Below are 19,511 nucleotides of genomic sequence, written 5' to 3'. Positions count from 1 at the left end.
CCAAGTTTGGAAGATGATTTTTTGGATTTTTTAGATTTTAAATTCGAAAATGAAGAGTTAACTAATTTTACTAATTACGATGAATTATGGATTACTTATAAAAATCAAAGTTCTTTAATGTAAGACATCAATAATGCTGGGGGTAAACTCAAAATATTAGCTAAACTTGATAAATTAGGTGATTTTCCAAATGTAAAAAACCTTGTGAATAGTCTTGATGAAAGTTTGGATAGTAAACTTTTGTCTAAACTGGATGAGTTAGATAAAGTAAAAATAGAGAATCTCAATAAATTTTATGATGAATTTTACATTAATACACCAAGCCCATTTGGAAAAACAGATTTTAATTTCACTGCATCTAAATCCGTAAAGGTTAATGGGGTAAAATATGTAGATGGGGTAAAAACGGTAGTTTCTAAAACCGAAAATGTTGACATGATATTTAAATACGGTTTTCCAGAGTTTCATAAAACGAAATATTGCCCTGATATAAAGCTGTCTAATGGTCAGACTGGAAAGTATAAATATGTGGTCGAAGAAGGTCTAGATTTTAGTAAATACGATAATCATTTCGAAGAAGCAAACAATAAACTACTAGAAGACATCGGTATAGATAAAAGTTTTGGGAAAAACTCGGAAGGTTTTTATCAAAAAGGGGACTATAGATGGAATGGTAGGACTCCACAATTTGAGTTAAGAAATGCTGAAGGTGTCTGGGAGAAATATACTTGGCATCACTTTCAGGATGGAAAAACTATATTACCAGTCCAGAGCAATATACATACAGGAGCATTAGGAGGTTTTAACCATTCTGGAGGAAACTCTCTTGATAAACATGGAGTCTTGGGAGTATTTGAGTTCTTAGGTTTTTAAAAATCGTTCCAGTGAACCTCTTGTAATTGAGATATAAACTCTAATATATTATTAGCAACTAATACGAGATCATTATGATCTTTCATTAGCAATATTTGATCAGGTTTTTTCTTTAAATCTAGGCAAATACCTTGATGATAAAAACCTGATATGATTATTGGTAATAGCTTTGGTTTTGTATAAAATTCACCTTGAGAATTATAGACTTCTATGCTTCTTTCTAAAGAAGTATTGAATCCATCATAACCAATTTTTTCATCTTTATGAATTACATCATGTTGAGAAGTTGGTTCGAATTCACCAAATTTAAAAGTCTGCACAAAGGCTTTAAATACAGGTGGGAGTTCAATATCATATTTTTTTTCCAGTTTTTCAACATAACTAGGGTCTTGTTCCAGAACTAAAGTTGAGAAGATATTTTTCATATGTTTTCTAGCTTAGTACTTTTAATCATCGCATCAATAGCAAACAAGATATGTTCTTGTTTATCTTTAGGAAAAGAAAGAATGTCCTTAAAGCGTTTAAGCATCTCAGGGTTTTTAAAAAGGTCAGCTTCCTCATTTTCTCCTAATAAATATCCTACAGAAGTATCTAATAAATTAGCTATTTTCTTAGCAGTATCGATACTAGGTATCATCTCATCACGTTCATAACGAGAAATCACACTAACTCATGTGTTTAATCTCTTAGCTAACTCTGTTTGTGATAATTTTTGCTCTTTCCTGAGTTTTGCCAATTTTTCACCAAAAGTCTCCATAATACTAACCTTAAAAGGCTTTTTTTAGCCCTGTTTTCTAGTATTTAGCGAATTTACAACCCTTTTAGGAGAAAATAAAATACGAAAAGATAACTAAGTTTTAATTAATATAATAAATAATTGTTGTTTATACTTATACCTAGTACTATTCGATACAAAAGCCATTGTAGCGACTGTTGTTATTTTATTAGTTAAGTACTTTATCTTTTAAAGAACTAAGAACCAATTTAAATAATTTTGTTGATACTTAGTGGTTAATCCATTAAAAGAATACATAAATTTTCTGAACTGCATATCCATTTTGTTAATACTCTGGACGTAATAGTTGAGAAAGGCTGGGAGTATCAAAAGAATAAAATAATGGATTATAACCTCACGGGAGTCTATTATTTTGCTGGTAATATTGCTTTTGAGATTGTAGTAGGCGTTTTATCAGGCGGAGCTACCGTAGAAGCAGGAGTCGCAAAGGAGTTTCTTACCGTATTAAGATGGGCTACCGACCCATTAGAATTTGTGATCAAACGAGGGAAAAAGTTTGCTGCACCTGTAGCAAAACTAATGACTAAAGGACTTAAAGTCGCTACAGATGGAGCTGTTAGTATAGGTAATAAAATCTTATTTAAGATTGATATCGAAGCCAGTAAAATTGTGTTGATGGCAGATGCGATCATCCACTCTATGGATTCTAATTTTAGTGAAGTACTATAAGTAAGGTCACTCCAGAAGGTTTCACTATGAAAATGGATGAGAGTAATGATGCGCTGGGAAATCAACTTCTAAAAATCATTAAAGATACTCAAGGCGATTATAAAGTATTGTCTCGTTCTAAAAAAGTACTTGCCTTTACAAAAAAAGTACTGCCTAAAAACACCAAAAACTTTTTCTATTCAGACTCTTTAAATTGATTAAGAAATTCCCTTTTTGTTAAAGTTGTTTTTTTGAAAAAAATAGAGAATTTTCTCTTTGTTGGTTACTTAATATTTTGTTAATTTGCACCGCCAAATAATTTACAATGAATTATTTAGCCTGTTTACCCCATAAATAGTTTTATATGAACCTACTAACGCAGCGTATTTGAGAAGACTAGTACGCTTTATTTTATTATTTCCCCTACTTACTTTCGGTCAGACACTGGATTATGAATCCATTACAACAAGTAAACCGATCAAGGTAAGCGGGCAAGTATCTGCTAGTGGAGTCTATTATAACTCTAATCAGAATGAGAGTAGGGAACCATTTACCTATTTTTTGCAAGGAGCACTCAATGTTAACATTTATAGTTTCTCTATTCCCGTATCCTATAGCTTTTCTAATCAGGGAGAGGATTTAGGATATCAATTACCTTTTGATTTTAACAGAATTAGCCTACACCCTAAATATAAATGGATCACGGGTCATATTGGTCAGGTAAATATGACTTTCTCACCCTATACATTAAGCGGTCATCAATTTACGGGAGCAGGAGTAGATCTCACTCCACTTGGTTCTTTTAAGATTAGTGCCATGACAGGACGTTTATTAAAGGCAACGAATGATGATGGAGATGCCAGAACGGTTCCTGCTTATAATAGAATGGGGTATGGGGTCAAAACAAGTTTTGAAAAAGAGCGATACAAAATAGGCGTCATTGGTTTTTATGCTAAAGATGATATCAACTCTATTGATTCAATCCCCGAAGTAAAGAATGTATTGCCACAAGAAAACCTGGTAGTAAGTGCAGAAGGCGAAGTTAAACTAGGTAGCAGTTTTAATTTACAGGCAGAATATGCAGCAACTGCGATTACTAAAGATTTAAGAGCAGAAGAATTGGAAAATACTGAAATCTCTCCGTTGACAGGTATTTTTAAAAACCGTGCTTCTACAGAGTATTATAATGCTTTAAGAACCAGACTTGGTTACAGTATTGGTAGAGTCAATGTAGGGATTGGATATGAACGAATCGATCCGGGTTATGAAACGCTAGGTGCTTATTACTTTAATAATGATTTTGAAAATATTACGCTGGATGCCTCTAACTCTTTTTTTAAGGATAAACTTGCTCTTGCCATTAATGTGGGGTATCAAAGAGATGATTTAGATAACTTGAAAGCTAATAATACAAACAGAACTGTAGGTTCTGTAAATGCTACGTTGACATTGTCTGAGCGACTGACCATTAGTGGCGCTTACTCTAATTTTTCTACATTTACCAATATTAAACCTAATCAGTTTGATGAGATTAACGATGGAGATTTATTGGATGAAGAATTAGAAAATTTAGATTTTAGGCAATTATCCCAAAGCGCTAATGCGAATATTAATTATATCCTTTCTAACAAGGAAACATCCCGACAGAATCTCAGCATTAACTATGCACTTAATGATGTGGCAAATGAACAAGGAGGAATTGTCAGGATAGGAGATGCTTCTACATTTCACAATCTTAATGTAGGCCACAGTATCAATTTTGCAGAACGTAACCTTAGTATAAGTACAGCAATCAATGGTACTTATAATACAATAGGGAGAGAAGAATCTACTACCTGGGGACCTACGCTAGGTATTGGTAAATACTATTTTGATAAAACTCTTAGCACAAGAATATCTGCAGGTTATAATAATGCTAATAGTGCTGCTGCTATAACCCAGGTGACTAATCTAAGAGGATCTGCCAGTTATACTTTACTAGAGAATCATAATTTTAGTCTCAATGCGATTCAACTGTTTAGAAGTGGAGGTAGTAACGGTAATTTGAATGAATTTACTGCAACTTTTGCATACAACTATGCTTTTGGATTGAAAAAGCCTAAAATTAAATTAAAAAAGAAAGATAAAATAGAAAATGACTCCATCCGTATACGATATAGAAAATATGATTTAGAAGGTTTACCTATTGAAATCACTCCAGTGTTATTAGCACTCCCTGAAAAAGAAGGTTTTGCTCACGTTATTAAAGGAGAAGAACGAAGATTGAATAAACTGGCGGAGCAACTTAAAGAGACAGAATCAAAAGATAAGAAAGTATATAAAGAGATTGGTATTGCATATTTAAAAGAACTGGATGGCTATTTTGATTTTGCAGAGTTTTATAACGAAAAACTATTCATGGCCTATAGAAAACTAGTAGTAGAAGCCAAAGAAATTGATAGGGAAATCAAGTATGAATATGTTTTGCTCACGGGAAAAATAAATAGTGCTGACAAAAAAGATCTTGAAGATCTAAAAAAACAATCAATTCTAGAAAAGCGAAATGAAGCACATTCTAAATTATTGAAATCTTTAATAGCTTGGGACCTACAATTAGAAGATATGGAGAATCCAGAAGGTGAACTCAAAAAATTAAAAAAACGTTTTACTTCTAGAATCTATGAAATGTATACAAATGAAAAATCAGAAGTAGATATTATAAAATTTATTGAAATTAGGCTGGCAAATTTATTCCATAATATGTTGAACGAATAGAATTAACATTATAAAGCTTTAGTATACTATTGCTAAATAGCTATGATGTAATTTTATAACTACATTATCTTTCCCTTAACTATTCAGGTTTTTTTTATCAGTATATAATATTGCCAGGGACTCAACTGTAACACAGTATCTTTTTTAATCACCATTTCTTTATCAGTAAAAGCATTGAGAAATGTTCCCTGAAAAGCAGGAGTGATCGACACTGGTTTTTTAGATAAATTACTGATATAAATAATTTCGTTGGAATCAGTAGTACGTTGTAATGTTAATACAGAACTATAAGCGTTATCATCCAGTATGGTGAGATTAGATGTAGTATTTGTAATATGTAATGCTTTATTTTCGTTTTTAATTTTTGATAAAGATGCCAATAGTTTCCAGGTATCTCCTTTTATTTTTGGAATGGTATCTTTCTCAAAAAAGCGTAATCGCTTGTTTAGTCCATATTCTTGTCCGCTATAAATTAGAGGCATTCCGTCTACAAAATAAGCAAGAGCTAACATAGTCGTAGCAGCATCCCCCATACGTTCAGTCACAGTTCCATTCCATGAGTTTTCATCGTGATTTGTAATAAAATTCATAACAATATGATCTCCATTATAGAGGGTATCTAAATTCTTGAGATGCTTTTTTAAATCGGTAGTTGTTTTTTTTGATTGCGCAATTTCATTGAATAGATGGTGTGTATCCCAACTATATCCCATATCAAACCCTGCTTCTTGTAACTCAGGTTCCCAGGCTTCTGCCAGCATAAACAAGGGCTTTTCTTTACGTAAGTTTGAGATCGTAGATTTCCAGAAATCTGTAGGTACCATACCAGCAACATCACATCTAAAACCATCTATGTCATAGTTTTTTACCCAATATTGCATCGCTTCAAACATGGCTGTTCTCAGGCCTTTATTATCATAATTCAGATCTGCTACATCAGTCCAATCAGTATCTGGAGTATGGGTGATATTATCATTAGCATCTTTCGTGTAGTATTCAGGATGCTCTTTGATCCAATGATGATCCCAACCCGTATGATTAGCAACCCAGTCCAGAATTACATACATCCCAGAGGATTTTGCTGTCTTAATTAGTTCTTTCAGGTCATTTTCAGTTCCAAATTCAGGGTTTACAGCCTTATAATTAGAAACTGCATAATAACTACCCAATGTTCCTTTACTTTTAGTTTTAGAAATCGGATAAATAGGCATCAGCCATAATACCTTGACACCTAGTTCTTTTAATTTTGGAATGTCATCAGTAAATTTTTTGAAGGTGCCTTCTGGTGAGTATTGACGAATATTGACTTCATAAATAACCGCAGAAGCAATATCGATTTCTGGTTGTTGCTTCTTTACAATAGGCGTAGCTTTTTCTGTTTTAGTATTCGTATTACAGCTACAGATACCTATGATTACTAGTATTGTGATTAAAAATTGTTGTATCATAATTTTGTTAGATTTACTATTTATAAGCTCGCTCTATTGAAAAGTATATGTGTTATTTTAGAACGTAAATGGCTGTTTGCCCGCTACAATAATTTTTTTGTAGAAGATGCATTTAGAATACTTATTCTTTCTCTAATAATACAATATCAAAGGGTGTATGAAGCAGTATTTCATTATTGGTAACAATCGCCTTTGTACCAGAGTATGTATCTATCACAGTATCTCCTTCTTCAAAAAAATGGTTTACAGGAATTTTTTTCTGTCCTTTTGAAAATTCTAAGCCAATGATCACGGTGTCTTTATAATTTTGCTCAGTGCGAGTGCGTGCAAATACATAAGGAGTATCCTGAATATGAAAATGGTTACCAGCTCCTATAGCGTTGTGTTTATGTCTAAAGCTTCCTAATTTTTGCCAATGGGTTAGTAGTTTTTGTTTTTCAAAATTCGTAGTGATTGCCTCCCAATCCATTATAGACCTCAGTGTGGCATCACCTTGTGTTTCCGGAATGATTAAAGAACGCCCTACTTCGTCTCCATAATAAATCTGGGCAGCTCCCGGACACAATAATAATTTTGTTGCAGTTTGATAAGGATTGATTCTTTTCGGATCAAAAGGTTCCATGTCATCATGTGAACTCATATAATTCAATAAGCTAAATTCTTTAAATTCATTTTGAAAGAATGTATCATATTTTTCAAAAACTGTTTGATACGTACCATTTTTTTGATTCTTTAGATCAAAATTTATGAGCGCATCAAAGCCATATTTAGAATAATCTACTTTTTTATCTCCATAATCATATTGTATACCATTACTAGCATTATAATGATATACTTCTCCCACCAGATAGAATTCAGTATCATCAATTACTTTTGTAGGATTTTCTTGTTTCCATTGTAAAAAAGCAGCATCGCAAATTGTACTGAATTCTTTCCAGATATCTGGTTCTGTATGTTTTACAGTATCACATCGATATCCATCGATTCCAAAATCAGTAATGTAATCAGACAACCACTTCATAATATAAAATCGTGGTGCTTTTGGTAAACCGGATGTCTTAAAAAATAGATCTAATGCTGCAACTTCTTCCTCATAGCGTCCTTCATCTTTCCATTTTTTCACCAAATGTTCTGGTAATTCTACTTCCTGATCACTATTGGTTATAATATCTGGTAAATTGGCAACTAAATCACAAGAAGTGTTGCCTTCATAATTTTTAAAATCACATATAGCACCCTGACGCACCCAATTTGTCCAGATAGGATCGGAAGCCGTTACAGGTCCTGTATGATTGATGACAGCATCCAGTAAAACACGAATTCCTTTGGCATGTGCAGCATCTACCATTTCTTTTAAATCCTTTTTTGTTCCAAAATTAGGATCTAATGCCGTCCAGTCTTTAGTCCAATACCCGTGATATCCATAGGTTGCTCCTGTGCCTTCATCCACTACTCCGTGTACTTGTTCCACAACCGGAGTAAGCCAAATAGCATGTATACCTAAATCTGAAAAATAGCCTTCTTGTATCTTTTTTGTAACCCCTTTAATATCTCCTCCTTCAAAACCACGGAGTACATCAGTTTCCTGATCTCGCTTAAAATTAAGATCATTTTCCTTATCTCCATTATAAAATCGATCCGTGAGTAAAAAATATACAGTTGCTGCTTTCCACTCAAATTTTTGAGAAACATCTTTTGTTGCGGTCGTAGGATCTATATTTTTTTTAGTTGTAGTAGTATTTGTACAACTCATACATAAAAGCCCCCATAAGATAAAACTGAACATACTTTTATGACAGGTTTTTAAACGTGTATCCCATTTTTTACTTGCGATCTTACTAAAAGCTATCGCTATGTCGTATGCAGAAGGGTCCTTTTTAAAATAGGGTTTCCCAAAAATATATACACTTTTTTTCATTTATTGTCATTTTAAAATTCAATCTTTATGTGTTTAGAAACTTCTGTAGCTTCTATTGTAAGATGCAATCGTATTGTTTTTTTTGATATTTGTTGATGATAATCAAGTTGTTTTCCACTCATATTAATTGTATTGATTTTTTTATCAAAACCATGTATAATTAATTGAAGTTGGGTTGCAAGAGATTCAAAAAAATCACCTACTTCTTTTGTAATATCAATATAGAGTTGATTACTTTTCCTTTTTGAATTAAAAAAAAGTTTTTGATAGTTTCCATTTTGATATGCTTTGGATAATTTTCCATCATCAAAATATAACATTTCTGTATTTTGAGCTAAAGTATCACTCATATAATAATGTAATTGCAGAGTACTTAAATCATAATTTTCTGTAGTGGCAAGATTAGAGACTCTGGGAATAAATGATCCTGATTTTACAAAAACCGGAATATGATCTTTTTCGATAGAGATATCATGCCATTTTCCTCCTTCATACAGAACATCATTTGTAAAGCTATACCAAGAATTTCCCTTAGGTAAGTATACAGATTCTTTTTGGCGATTGGGATGCAATACTGGATGTATCCAAAAATTAGTCCCCCAGAAATAGCCTTCGTGATGGGTTTGCGCGGGTACTGTATTTTCTTCAAAAAGCAATGGTCGCATCAATGGCATTCCTGTCTGAGTATTTATAAAGGCTAAAGTATAATTGTAAGGCAACAAGCTGTAACGTAAATCGATTGATTTTTTTGCTAATCTTTTAGTGATTTCACTATGATATATGGGTTCTGAAGCGATATGTTCTTGCCCATGAGGTCTGAATATGGGTTGAAATACTCCATATTGTAACCATCGGATATATAATTGAGGGTCAAAGGTTTCACCTCCTGCAAAACCTCCTAAGTCTGAGTGCATATATCCTAATCCTTGCATACCCATTTGCAGTGCTATTTTTGGTTGTGCTTGCAAACCACCCCAACTACGATTGACGTCTCCCGACCACGGAATTGATCCATATCTTTGAGAACCAGAATATCCGGAACGCATTAAATTAAATATCCGTTGTTCTGGAAAACTGTTTTGATACCCATTATATAACATTTTTGCCCACTCATGACCATATATATTATGCACTTCATCTGCCATGCCATTGACATGGGTAAGATCAGATGGATGCACTTCTGGTTCTCCCAGATCGCACCACCAGCCTGCGACTCCTTTTTGTGTCAAATCTTTATAAATATTCCAAAACCAAGCTTTTGCATCAGGTTTAAAAATATCTATTAACCCTGTATTTCCAAAATAAAAATCGAATATATATGGAACACCCAAGGTGTCAGTTGCCAGTACTTTTTGCTCCAGTGCATCTTGCCATCTTTTAGAAGTAGTTAGTACAAAAGGTTCTGTCACTAATACGGTTTTGATACCTTGTTTTTTAAAGGTTTCAATCATATGAAAAGGGGAGGGGAAAGCTTCGGTGTCAAATGCTAAATTCCCCATATGTCCTTTTATGTTTTTACCAAACCAAAAAATATCTAATACGACGGCATCAAGTGGAATTTCATCCTCTTGGAATTGTTGTACGATAGCTTCTACCTCTTGTTGTGTATGATAACCAAATCTACTTGCAAAATTGCCAAAAGCCCACATAGGTGGCATTTCTTGTCTTCCTGTTATGGCCGTATAGCTTTGGAGAATCGTTTCCCATGAATTCCCTGCAACAACTTGATAGGTACCCACTCCTCCTATAGCCTCATAAAATATAGTATTATCCTGAGTACTATCTATATCTAAAATTCCTTTTTGAGCAGTATCAAAATGCAATAGATATTTATGAGATGAAAGAATGATAGGTATTGTATAATTAAGTAGTGTTGCCTCTGTCTCATATCCATAATGTGCTTTGTTATACATTGGTAATTTATACCCTCTCCGATTCATTGGTAAAGCTCTTGCACCGCCACCATAAAATACTTCATCAGTGGTTACAGTAAAATCAATCCGTTGCATCTCTTCTACTTGTTGAAAACCATTTTTTTCACTAATAAGAAACCGATCTTTAAAATAATACTGGATCTGAAAAGGTTGCTTTTGTATGACTGCCCGTATACCTTTTGTATTTAGTTTTAGTTGATTTTTAGTTTCTGTTAGTACTATTGCCAAGGGCTGAAACTCTTTTTGTTCTATATGGGATTGATGTTCCTTTTTTTCTCCTGTAGGAAGAAACTGAGTTTCTATAATCTTATTAGTCAAGGGGCGAATTAGGTATATTCCATCTGAAACTGATATTTCAGTATGGGTATCATATTTTTTAAAACTTTTATAAGATCTAATGTTTTGTTGGCCAAGTGTATTAAAAACCGTACACAGTATCAAAAGTATACAACTGAACATGGTACCTTTTGTATGGGGTGCTATGTTCACTAGATAGATATTAAAAACCGTTAGATACATACTGTAATTGCAATGATTTATAAAAGCGTTTATGTTTTAATCCATAGAGCTCCCGAGGCAAAGCCTCGGGTATAGCTTGCAGAATCAGGATAAAAGGAATCTTTTTTCTTGGTTCTTGTAGTAAATGGTCTGGTGCTCTGTACCCCTGAGTAGGGTTAGTCCATTTTCACACATAATTTACTTCGGATTTTTCGATAGTTTGTAAGACTCCATTGATTTGAATTGCTAAGGCTTGTCCTTTTTCTAATACAATAGTAACGCCATCTGGGACAACGCTAATTTTTAAAATACGTTCTCTAAAGTTCACTTTAAAAGAATATTCACCCCATTGCTCAGGAATTCTGGGAGTAAAAGATAAGGTGTCATTGGTTATACGCATTCCTGCAAACCCTTCTACAATACTCATCCAGGTACCTGCCATACTAGTGATATGACACCCTTCTTCAACCTCTTTATTGTAATCATCTAAGTCTAACCTTGAAGTTCTTACATAAAATGTATAGGCTTCTGCAATCCTATCTAGCTTTGAAGCAATAATACTATGTACGCATGGAGATAAGGAAGATTCATGAACGGTTAAAGGTTCATAAAAATCAAAGTGCTTTTCAATTTCCTTTTGCGTAAAACGATCTTCAAACATGTAAATTCCCTGAAGCACATCTGCTTGTTTAATGTATGGAGAACGTAAAATACGATCCCAGCTCCAATGCTGATTAATTGGGAGTTGATCATCTGGCAACTCTGATACCTTAGTTAATTCTTTGTCTAAAAATCCATCTTGTTGCAGATACACTTGGTATTTCTCAGAATATGGGAAATACATGGCGGATGCTACTTTTTGCCATGCAATACATTCCTCTTCGGTCAATTTTGTGGTATCCCAGATACGTGTATACGCTGTTAAGTAGGACGCTTTTACTTTATGAATTTGTTCTATGCAATATTCAATACACCATTTTGCTAAATAATTGGTGTAATAATTATTGTTAATATTATTCTCATATTCATTAGGACCCGTAACACCCAGAATGACATATTTATTTTTTTCTTCTGAAAACGTAGCACGTTGATGCCAGAATCTTGCAACTGCAATCATTACCTCTAATCCTTTCTCTGGGATATAACTATAATCGCCGGTATAACGAACATAATTGTAGATGGCAAAAATCATGGCACCATTCCTATGAATTTCTTCGAATGTAATTTCCCATTCATTATGACATTCTTCTCCATTCATTGTAACCATAGGATATAAGGCAGCGCCATTCGTAAATCCAAGTTTTTTAGCATTTGCTATAGCTTTATCTAATTGATGATATCGATAGGTCAATAGATTTCGTGCTACTTCAGGGTTCTTGGTAACCATATAAAAAGGCAGACAATATGCTTCAGTATCCCAATAGGTACTTCCTCCATATTTTTCACCGGTAAATCCTTTTGGCCCAATATTGAGTCGTGTATCTTTTCCTGAATATGTTTGATTCAATTGGAAAATGTTAAAACGTATTCCTTGCTGTGCTTTCACATCACCAGTAATAGTAATATCTGCCATATTCCATATGCTTGCCCACGTTTCTGCTTGTGTTTTTATTAATTGGTCAAACCCAAGCTGACTTGCCTCAAATAATGCCTTTTTACTAGCCTCCGTTACAGCAGATTTTTGATGATTCAGAGAAACAGTATAGCCGGCATATTTTTCTACTGTACAAGTTTTTCCCTGGTCTACGGTCAATCCATAGGTGAGCCCTATATAGTTGTCTCTGTTTATTTGTTCTGAGGCAGTACATTGTTTTTCCTCTGCCCCCAGAGTGCATGTGCTATACATCCCTGTACATACATGAAAATCAGTTTTCATCGTTTTGGTTGTGATGGAACCACTATTCATGGTCGTATTTGTTTCCAGTACTTCCCAGAAGGTATCATCCCAATTAGAATCTTCATTTGTGATACCAGCATCTATATATGGAGTCATCTGAATATCTGCAGATGTATTCACAGGCATAATGGAATATCTAATAGCACCAACTTCATCATATTGTAAACTTAGCATTCTAATAGCTTCTACTTTTACGTCTACTCCATTGGCGAGGCGTGCGGTAAAATTTCTTTTATACCAGCCTTCTTTCATATTTAATTCTCTACGAAAGTGAATTACTTCGGAGGTATGCAAGTCCAGTACTTCGCCATTAATTTTTACATCAATCCCAATCCAGTTTGGTGCATTTAGCACTTTTGCAAAATATTCGGGATATCCGTTTTTCCACCAACCTACTCGAGTTTTGTCCGGATAATAAACACCCGCAATATAGCTTCCCTGGAAGGTTTCGCCTGTGTAAGTTTCTTCAAAATTAGCACGTTGACCCATAGCACCATTTCCGATGCTAAAGAGACTTTCAGAAGATTTTACCCGATGTGGATCAAACCCTTCTTCAATAATAGACCATTCATTTGGTTGTATATAATCCTGATGCATAATCAGTACATTTTATTGTTAATCTGTAGTAACTACTACAAAAAATATTTAATACGTTCTTGTTTGTTTTTTACATGATAATTGTATTCAAAAAAGACTCAATTCTCATAACTTCTTTCATTTCTATGAACACATTGACCAAGTAATGAATGCTACTAAATCTTTCATTCAAGAGAGTTGTTAGAAGAATGTTTCAACTACAGATACCCTGTAGTTTTTTCTCTATCTATTTCAATAAGACATTACAGCTAAACCTTAGGTACATTCCAGATAGCACCCAAAAATTGGGGAGTCATGGTAGTAAAATCAGGAAATACTTCATCTGCTGCTATTAGTACTTCTTTCTTTCCTATACCAATAGCATACATATTTGCTGCTTTTGCTGCTTGTATTCCAGCTACAGCATCTTCAAATACGACACAATTTTCTGGTCTTATATTCATTTCCTGTGCAGCTTTTAAAAAGACTTCAGGATCTGGTTTCGCTTTACTTACATGAGTACCATCTACAATGACATCAAAAGCATCAAATAACATGATTTTTTGTAAAATTTGTACTGCATTTTTACTTGCAGATCCAAGAGCAATATGATGTCCTTCTTCTTTAAGATGCTTTAATATATAAGGCACATTGGGTAATATTTCATCCGGAGTCATTTTCTGAATATACTCTAAGTACTCTTGATTTTTAGCTTCCATCCATTGTTGTTTTTGGTCTTCTGAAGCGGTTATATTTCCAATATTTAGAAGAATATCTAACGATTTTTTTCGAGAAACTCCTTTTAACAGTTCATTGTGTTCCTGGGTAAAAACAAAACCCAATTGAGTTGCCAGACGATTCCATGCTTTATAATGGTATCTGGCAGTATCGACCACGACACCGTCGAGATCAAAAATAAATCCTTTATCAGTCATTTTATGAGTATTTAGATTATGTCATCTGTATCATGGACGCGCACTACTAAAGCTGCTGCGATTAATAATGATACACCACTAATGACCAAAGCATAGATTGGATTTCCATTGTATAGGTATTTTACAAGAGGACCACCAATAATTCCATTGATAATCTGAGGAATGACAATAAACATATTGAAAATTCCCATATATACTCCCATTTTTTTACCAGGTATTGATCCAGCCAGAATTGCATAAGGCATTGCCAGAATACTTGCCCAACCTATACCAACACCTATCATAGAGAGTATCAACCAATTTGGGTTTGGTACAATATAAATAGATAACAAACCAATACCTCCCGCAATTAATGCCAGCGCATGTGTACGTTTGCGACCTACTTTTTTGGCAATAGTTGGTAGAAAAAACGCAATGATTGCTGATACTAAATTATAGACACCATAGATAACACCTACCCAATCGGCCGCATTCTGATAGGTAACGCTACTGGTATCATCCAGAGATAGCCCATAGATATGATGTGCAATAGCCGGGGTAGCAAAAACCCACATTCCAAATAAACCGAACCAAGAGAAAAACTGTACCCAGCTTAATTGACGCATCGTGGATGGCATACTTTTAAAATCCTGTATAATGGTCAATAAAGATCCGTGTTTTTCAATCACATCAGTTTTCTCCTCAGCGATTTCAAATTGTTGTAACTCTGCTGGTGTATATTCTCTTGTGGTAATTACTGTTACTAAAATACTGGCAATCAAAACAATCGATCCTGCTACAAAAGAAATCAGTAAATGCATGGGTACTCGACCTATAACTTCTGTATTGGCTATTCCAAACCAATTACTCAGTACATAAGGTAACCATGAACCAATCACAGCTCCGATACCTATGAGTACTGTCTGAATGCTAAACCCCCACGTGCGCTGTTCTGATGGTAAATTATCAGCAACTAATGCTCTAAAAGGCTCCATGGCAATATTAAAAGATACATCCATTAACATTAGCATGCCAGCACCTACCCATAGGGCAGGTAATATTGCTATAAACAGATCTGCCTGTGGTAGTAATAGTAATCCTATCGATGCAAGAATAGCTCCTGCTAAAAAATAAGGTCTTCTACGACCTAATTTTGTCCAAGTTCGATCACTATAATACCCGATAATAGGCTGTACTATAAAACCTGTTATTGGAGCTACTAACCAGAACCATGATAATTGATGGATATCAGCACCAAAAATTTGTAAAATACGGGAAGCATTTGCATTTTGTAAAGCAAATCCCATTTGAATACCTAGAAAACCGAAACTCATGTTCCATATTTCCCAGAAACCTAATTTACGTTTGTTCATTAGTAATTTTTAAATGTGTATATCTTAAAGCTTTGAGTTCGGTTGTAAAAGAATGTTTAGATCTCATCCTTGATGTATCTATTATAAAAACATTGCTTTTTATCGCGCATTTCAATTCATAAAGATATACGGTAATGATTAGATGATAAGGTACCGTACTCAGAACAGTTTCTCCTTTAATGTTCTTTGTTAGTTATATCTTATCAAAACTTATATGTTAGAAAGTAAAAGTATATAAGCCCTGATTTTCCCGAGTGCAAGTTACTTAAAAATGTTGCTGTTTTCCAAACCTTAAAACTTCTGAATCTCAATATTTACAGGTGTTTACAGTTCTGAAACAGTAACATCTTCATATTTCAACCGATTGAACAATAGTTGAAATTATTTTAAAAAAAATTAGTTTTTTATTAATTTTCCCGTGGAAAGAATACCACTTTCATCTGTAAAACGATAAAAATAGACTCCTTTTCCTACTGTGTTTTCTTCTAACGATACTGAAAAACTATTTTGTTGTTCTTTTTCAATGATTTTATGATAAATCAACTGACCACTTATCGTAAAAACCTTAAATGAGGCATCACTTTTTAATACGTCATCAGATCTTACTTCAAACGTTTTCGTAAAAGGATTAGGGTAAATGACAAGAGGGGTTGTTACTTTATTAGTATCAAATGATCTTGCATTTGCAGGGAAATCACTTGGAGGGCTTGCAAAAAATTGTCCATTCACATAATATGGAGCTGTATTGCAAGCATTTAAGTCTGCTGTTTGTCCATTTCCATTATTACTAAAAATAATATTAGTACAGTCTCCGGGTACCATTGCCTTATACCAGTTGTTACCAATACTTTCCATATTTATACCAGGCCATTGACCGGATGTAGCCTGATTATTTTGCCATGTATACGTGGTCGTGAAGTTTTTGGCAAATACTGCAAAATCAGTACGCTCAGTAGTGGTGCCTCCTTGAGTCCATACAGCATAGTCTACTCCGGATGTTCTTAGATTCCAATTATCTCCATTAGGTGACCAGTCCCCCTGTCCTAGTTTCATAGCAATCGTACCATTTCGCCCATCTATATATGCTGCGTATAAATCATTTCTTGACTCTACAATATTCATGGTAGTGCCTGAGTGTATCCGTACATCTTTTCTAATAGTGATTAATTCATTAATAGCATTTTGTACTCCCGATCCATTATCAAAATAGTGAGGCCAAAATACCATAGGTACTCCCGGATGAGTAAGAATGTAAGCATATCCTTTTCTTAAATTTACTTCACCTCCAGGAAATATATAATCAGCACCACAGCATTGTTGAGCAGCACCTGTATCATGGTTTTCTAAGAAAGTAACTGATTTGTTAGGTTTGTTACCGATCATTCCTGATGGATTGCCATTGCCATCCCGTAAAAATGAGAAATTATTGAAGCGAATAGCATTTTGTAGTGACACCTTGGTATTAAAATCAAAAGCAGAGGATGAATTTTGTGTTAAATCAACCCATAGTTCTGTTTGAAAACGACCGCTTTCTAATAATTCACCTACTGCAAAATAAGGTTGTGTAGCGTCATTGTATTGTTTGTTAAAAATTGGATCATATCCATGAACAAAATCATAACGCCAACCGTCATACCCTAAGTCATTTTTTAAAACATTCATCCAGTTAATAATTTCCTGACGTACCGCCGGATTAAAATGATCTAAATCTCTTGCAGGACCATAGGTGCCGTTAGAACCATCTGATTTTAATGCTCCGGGAAAATAATCTCCATTGATGCTAAAATCAACAGGACCATCTACAAAATCCCTTCCTTCGTCATCGGCTGTAATAAAAAAGGTAGGCCAGTTTGGATTCGTAAAGGTTACTGCATCTGCAGTGCCTACTCTGTGATTAATAACAATATCCCCTATAACTTTGATATTCAATTGATGCATTTGATCAATTAGTGATCTTAGATCAGCTTCAGATCCATAGGCGCTATTAAAATTATATAATTCACGCGGAAGGTATCCTTGTGGTGCTGCAGAATCACTACAGGGAGGTAACCAGAGCATATCAAATCCTGCACTATTAATGACCTGACTGTTTTGATTGATGATATCAAACCAGGAAGTCCCATTAGGGAGATTAGAAAAAATGTTCCAGTCAAACCCCTGAAGCATGACATCTTCATCTTGCGCTTGAACAGAAATTGTAGTCATTGCTGCTACACTAAATAAGAGTGTGTAACAGACTTTTTTAAAATGATAAAAGTTGAGTTTCATAATGTGTAATTGTTTTCATTAAACAATTCGCAATTTATAAGTTAAAAAACTTAAAATATGTTAATGAAAATTACGCTAACGATTGAATGTTTATAAGTTATTGAATATTTGAAAATCAACTAAAGCTTTGTTTAGGAATATATTATGTAATATTTCTATTATACATAGATATTAAAGTAATAAGAGGACCTTGCTGCCTTTGATATAATACTACTTAGATGGAGATTAATGAATTGTAGCCGGATAGAGTGATTGGTGAAACCGATTCATTGAAAATTTTGACTCACTTTTTTAAAACATACAATATATCATATTTTAAAATTCAGAATCAAACGATTAATAATATATTATTCCCTTGTAGATGCTCTGTGAATTAATTCTGTATCGATAATAATAGTTCTATATTCTTCCAGCCCTTGCTGTTGATTTTCTAATTTATGAATTAAGAGTTCTGCAGCTTTCTCACCCATTTGTTCTCCATGTTGGCTCACTGTAGTTAATGTAGGACTAGCGTGTTTAGAGAGCAGTCCATCAGAAAATCCAATGATAGCCACATCATCAGGAATTGATTTGTTCTGTAAACGCACTGCTTTGGTTGCTAAAACTGCAAATAACTCATTAACCGCAAAAATACCATCAAATTCTTTCTCTTCTAAAAAGGATAAGATTTCGCCTTCACAATTATCTACATCTTCTATTTTTAAAATTAAGGTTTCATCGATTTCAAGATCATATGCTTTTAATGCTCTGAGGTATCCTTGTGTTCTTAAATTACCTACATTAATATAATCCACTGTAGTAAGTAATACAATGCGACGGCTTCCCTGAGCCAATAAGTGCATCACTGCATCCTGAGCACCTCTCGTATCATCCACAATAATTTTATCACAGAAAATACCATCAGCGACTCTATCAAATAAGACAACGGGCATCCCCTGACTAATTGTTTCTGTGATATGATGGTAATCTTGATTCTGAAGAGTTTCTTTGGCAATGGATAAGATAAAACCATCGGCACTGCCACTTGCCAGCATTTCAAAATTAATTACCTCTCTGTCAAATGAGTTGTTAGAAGAACATATAATGACCTGATACCCATTTTTGTTAGCTACCCGTTCGATACCTCTGATCACTTTAGCAAAAAAATGATGTAAAATTTCTGGTATGATTACAGCGATCGTTTTTGTCTTTCGATTTTTTAGACTTAACGCAATATTATTGGGTTTGTAATTATAGAGTTTGGCAAAAGCCTTTACTTTTAAGCGCGTGTCTTCACTTATTTCTTTATTTCCTTTTAAAGCTTTTGATACAGTAGAAATTGAAATATCCAGTTCTTTGGCTATATGTTTTAGGGTAATTTTTTGTCTCAAAATAGTTTTTTATTTCATTAGTTCAACTTTATCTTCAATATATGATATTCCACGTTTAGCTCTTTTCTGTAAGAATGATAATTGAATACCCTTCTGTTCCGTACGAATATAAGACAGGTTGTAAACTAATTATTAATTTGGCTAAAAATATACGATATAATTATTTTTAGCCCCTGTTTTTTTGCAATATTCGTATTTTTTATAAACATTCAAACGTTTTCGTTACATTTTCGTTAATCAAGGT

14 protein-coding genes are annotated in these 19,511 nt (G+C 34.0%); 4 read left to right on the top strand and 10 right to left on the bottom strand.

Annotated features, from left to right (window positions below; genetic code table 11):
* Nucleotides 1-204 precede the first annotated feature (204 nt).
* Entirely contained in the window at nt 205-873 is a 669-nt protein-coding gene (locus ABD816_RS21065; protein WP_344930805.1) for an HNH endonuclease family protein, read from the top strand.
* Here ABD816_RS21065 and ABD816_RS21060 read toward each other — a convergent pair.
* Together ABD816_RS21060 and ABD816_RS21055 are read right to left on the bottom strand one after the other, a co-directional pair.
* Complete coding sequence (locus ABD816_RS21060; protein ID WP_344930803.1) at nt 870-1,298, bottom strand: SMI1/KNR4 family protein; 429 nt, start codon at nt 1,296-1,298, stop codon at nt 870-872. The genes ABD816_RS21065 and ABD816_RS21060 overlap by 4 nt on opposite strands.
* Nucleotides 1,295-1,537, bottom strand: a complete 243-nt coding sequence (locus ABD816_RS21055; RefSeq protein WP_344930801.1) for a helix-turn-helix domain-containing protein — start codon at nt 1,535-1,537, stop codon at nt 1,295-1,297. The genes ABD816_RS21060 and ABD816_RS21055 overlap by 4 nt, the downstream gene beginning before the upstream one ends.
* 453 nt (nt 1,538-1,990) lie before the next feature.
* Here ABD816_RS21055 and ABD816_RS21050 point away from each other — a divergent pair, with 453 nt between their 5' ends.
* From ABD816_RS21050 to ABD816_RS21040, 3 genes are all read left to right on the top strand, one after another.
* The gene (locus ABD816_RS21050; protein WP_344930799.1) at nt 1,991-2,338 is read left to right on the top strand and encodes a hypothetical protein; all 348 of its coding nucleotides are present in this window, start codon (nt 1,991-1,993) and stop codon (nt 2,336-2,338) included.
* Between the two features lie 26 nt (nt 2,339-2,364).
* Nucleotides 2,365-2,535 carry a hypothetical protein gene (locus ABD816_RS21045; protein ID WP_344930797.1) on the top strand — a complete coding sequence of 57 codons (171 nt, stop codon included), beginning with the start codon at nt 2,365-2,367 and terminating at the stop codon, nt 2,533-2,535.
* Nucleotides 2,536-2,704: 169 nt separating this feature from the next.
* Complete coding sequence (locus ABD816_RS21040) at nt 2,705-5,071, top strand: hypothetical protein (protein ID WP_344930795.1); 2,367 nt, start codon at nt 2,705-2,707, stop codon at nt 5,069-5,071.
* Nucleotides 5,072-5,154: 83 nt separating this feature from the next.
* On the opposite strand, the gene ABD816_RS21035 is transcribed toward ABD816_RS21040, so the two are convergent.
* The 8 genes from ABD816_RS21035 to ABD816_RS21000 form a co-directional block, all read right to left on the bottom strand.
* Nucleotides 5,155-6,519: an alpha-amylase family glycosyl hydrolase gene (locus tag ABD816_RS21035; RefSeq protein WP_344930793.1), complete on the bottom strand. Its 1,365-nt coding sequence runs from the start codon at nt 6,517-6,519 to the stop codon at nt 5,155-5,157.
* A 121-nt stretch (nt 6,520-6,640) separates the two neighbouring features.
* Nucleotides 6,641-8,272: an alpha-amylase family glycosyl hydrolase gene (locus ABD816_RS21030; RefSeq protein WP_425549132.1), complete on the bottom strand. Its 1,632-nt coding sequence runs from the start codon at nt 8,270-8,272 to the stop codon at nt 6,641-6,643.
* A gap of 176 nt (nt 8,273-8,448) precedes the next feature.
* Nucleotides 8,449-10,860 carry a TIM-barrel domain-containing protein gene (locus ABD816_RS21025; protein ID WP_344930790.1) on the bottom strand — a complete coding sequence of 804 codons (2,412 nt, stop codon included), beginning with the start codon at nt 10,858-10,860 and terminating at the stop codon, nt 8,449-8,451.
* A gap of 196 nt (nt 10,861-11,056) precedes the next feature.
* Nucleotides 11,057-13,363 carry a family 65 glycosyl hydrolase domain-containing protein gene (locus tag ABD816_RS21020; protein ID WP_344930789.1) on the bottom strand — a complete coding sequence of 769 codons (2,307 nt, stop codon included), beginning with the start codon at nt 13,361-13,363 and terminating at the stop codon, nt 11,057-11,059.
* Nucleotides 13,364-13,611: 248 nt separating this feature from the next.
* Entirely contained in the window at nt 13,612-14,277 is a 666-nt protein-coding gene (gene pgmB, locus ABD816_RS21015; protein WP_344930787.1) for a beta-phosphoglucomutase, read from the bottom strand.
* An 11-nt stretch (nt 14,278-14,288) separates the two neighbouring features.
* Nucleotides 14,289-15,629, bottom strand: coding sequence for an MFS transporter (locus ABD816_RS21010; protein ID WP_344930785.1), 1,341 nt, complete (start codon nt 15,627-15,629; stop codon nt 14,289-14,291).
* A 396-nt stretch (nt 15,630-16,025) separates the two neighbouring features.
* On the bottom strand, nt 16,026-17,897 hold the full coding sequence (locus tag ABD816_RS21005) for an alpha-amylase family glycosyl hydrolase (RefSeq protein WP_344930784.1): 1,872 nt from the start codon (nt 17,895-17,897) through the stop codon (nt 16,026-16,028).
* 347 nt (nt 17,898-18,244) lie between these two features.
* Nucleotides 18,245-19,267 carry a LacI family DNA-binding transcriptional regulator gene (locus ABD816_RS21000; RefSeq protein ID WP_344930783.1) on the bottom strand — a complete coding sequence of 341 codons (1,023 nt, stop codon included), beginning with the start codon at nt 19,265-19,267 and terminating at the stop codon, nt 18,245-18,247.
* Nucleotides 19,268-19,511 lie beyond the last annotated feature (244 nt).

Source organism: Aquimarina addita (genome assembly GCF_039539305.1).
In the GTDB taxonomy this organism is placed as follows: domain Bacteria; phylum Bacteroidota; class Bacteroidia; order Flavobacteriales; family Flavobacteriaceae; genus Aquimarina; species Aquimarina addita.
Note: the sequence above shows the minus strand (reverse complement) of the source record. Positions and strands in the feature narration are given on the sequence as shown.

What these genes read in the sequence shown, in the direction of transcription:
- ABD816_RS21010 (WP_344930785.1), bottom strand. Translation starts at nt 15,629, where the DNA reads ATGAACAAACGTAAATTAGGTTTCTGGGAAATATGGAACATGAGTTTC.
- pgmB (WP_344930787.1), bottom strand. Translation starts at nt 14,277, where the DNA reads ATGACTGATAAAGGATTTATTTTTGATCTCGACGGTGTCGTGGTCGAT.
- ABD816_RS21005 (WP_344930784.1), bottom strand. Translation starts at nt 17,897, where the DNA reads ATGAAACTCAACTTTTATCATTTTAAAAAAGTCTGTTACACACTCTTA.
- ABD816_RS21035 (WP_344930793.1), bottom strand. Translation starts at nt 6,519, where the DNA reads ATGATACAACAATTTTTAATCACAATACTAGTAATCATAGGTATCTGT.
- ABD816_RS21050 (WP_344930799.1), top strand. Translation starts at nt 1,991, where the DNA reads ATGGATTATAACCTCACGGGAGTCTATTATTTTGCTGGTAATATTGCT.
- ABD816_RS21060 (WP_344930803.1), bottom strand. Translation starts at nt 1,298, where the DNA reads ATGAAAAATATCTTCTCAACTTTAGTTCTGGAACAAGACCCTAGTTAT.
- ABD816_RS21020 (WP_344930789.1), bottom strand. Translation starts at nt 13,363, where the DNA reads ATGCATCAGGATTATATACAACCAAATGAATGGTCTATTATTGAAGAA.
- ABD816_RS21030 (WP_425549132.1), bottom strand. Translation starts at nt 8,272, where the DNA reads ATGAGTTGTACAAATACTACTACAACTAAAAAAAATATAGATCCTACG.
- ABD816_RS21045 (WP_344930797.1), top strand. Translation starts at nt 2,365, where the DNA reads ATGAAAATGGATGAGAGTAATGATGCGCTGGGAAATCAACTTCTAAAA.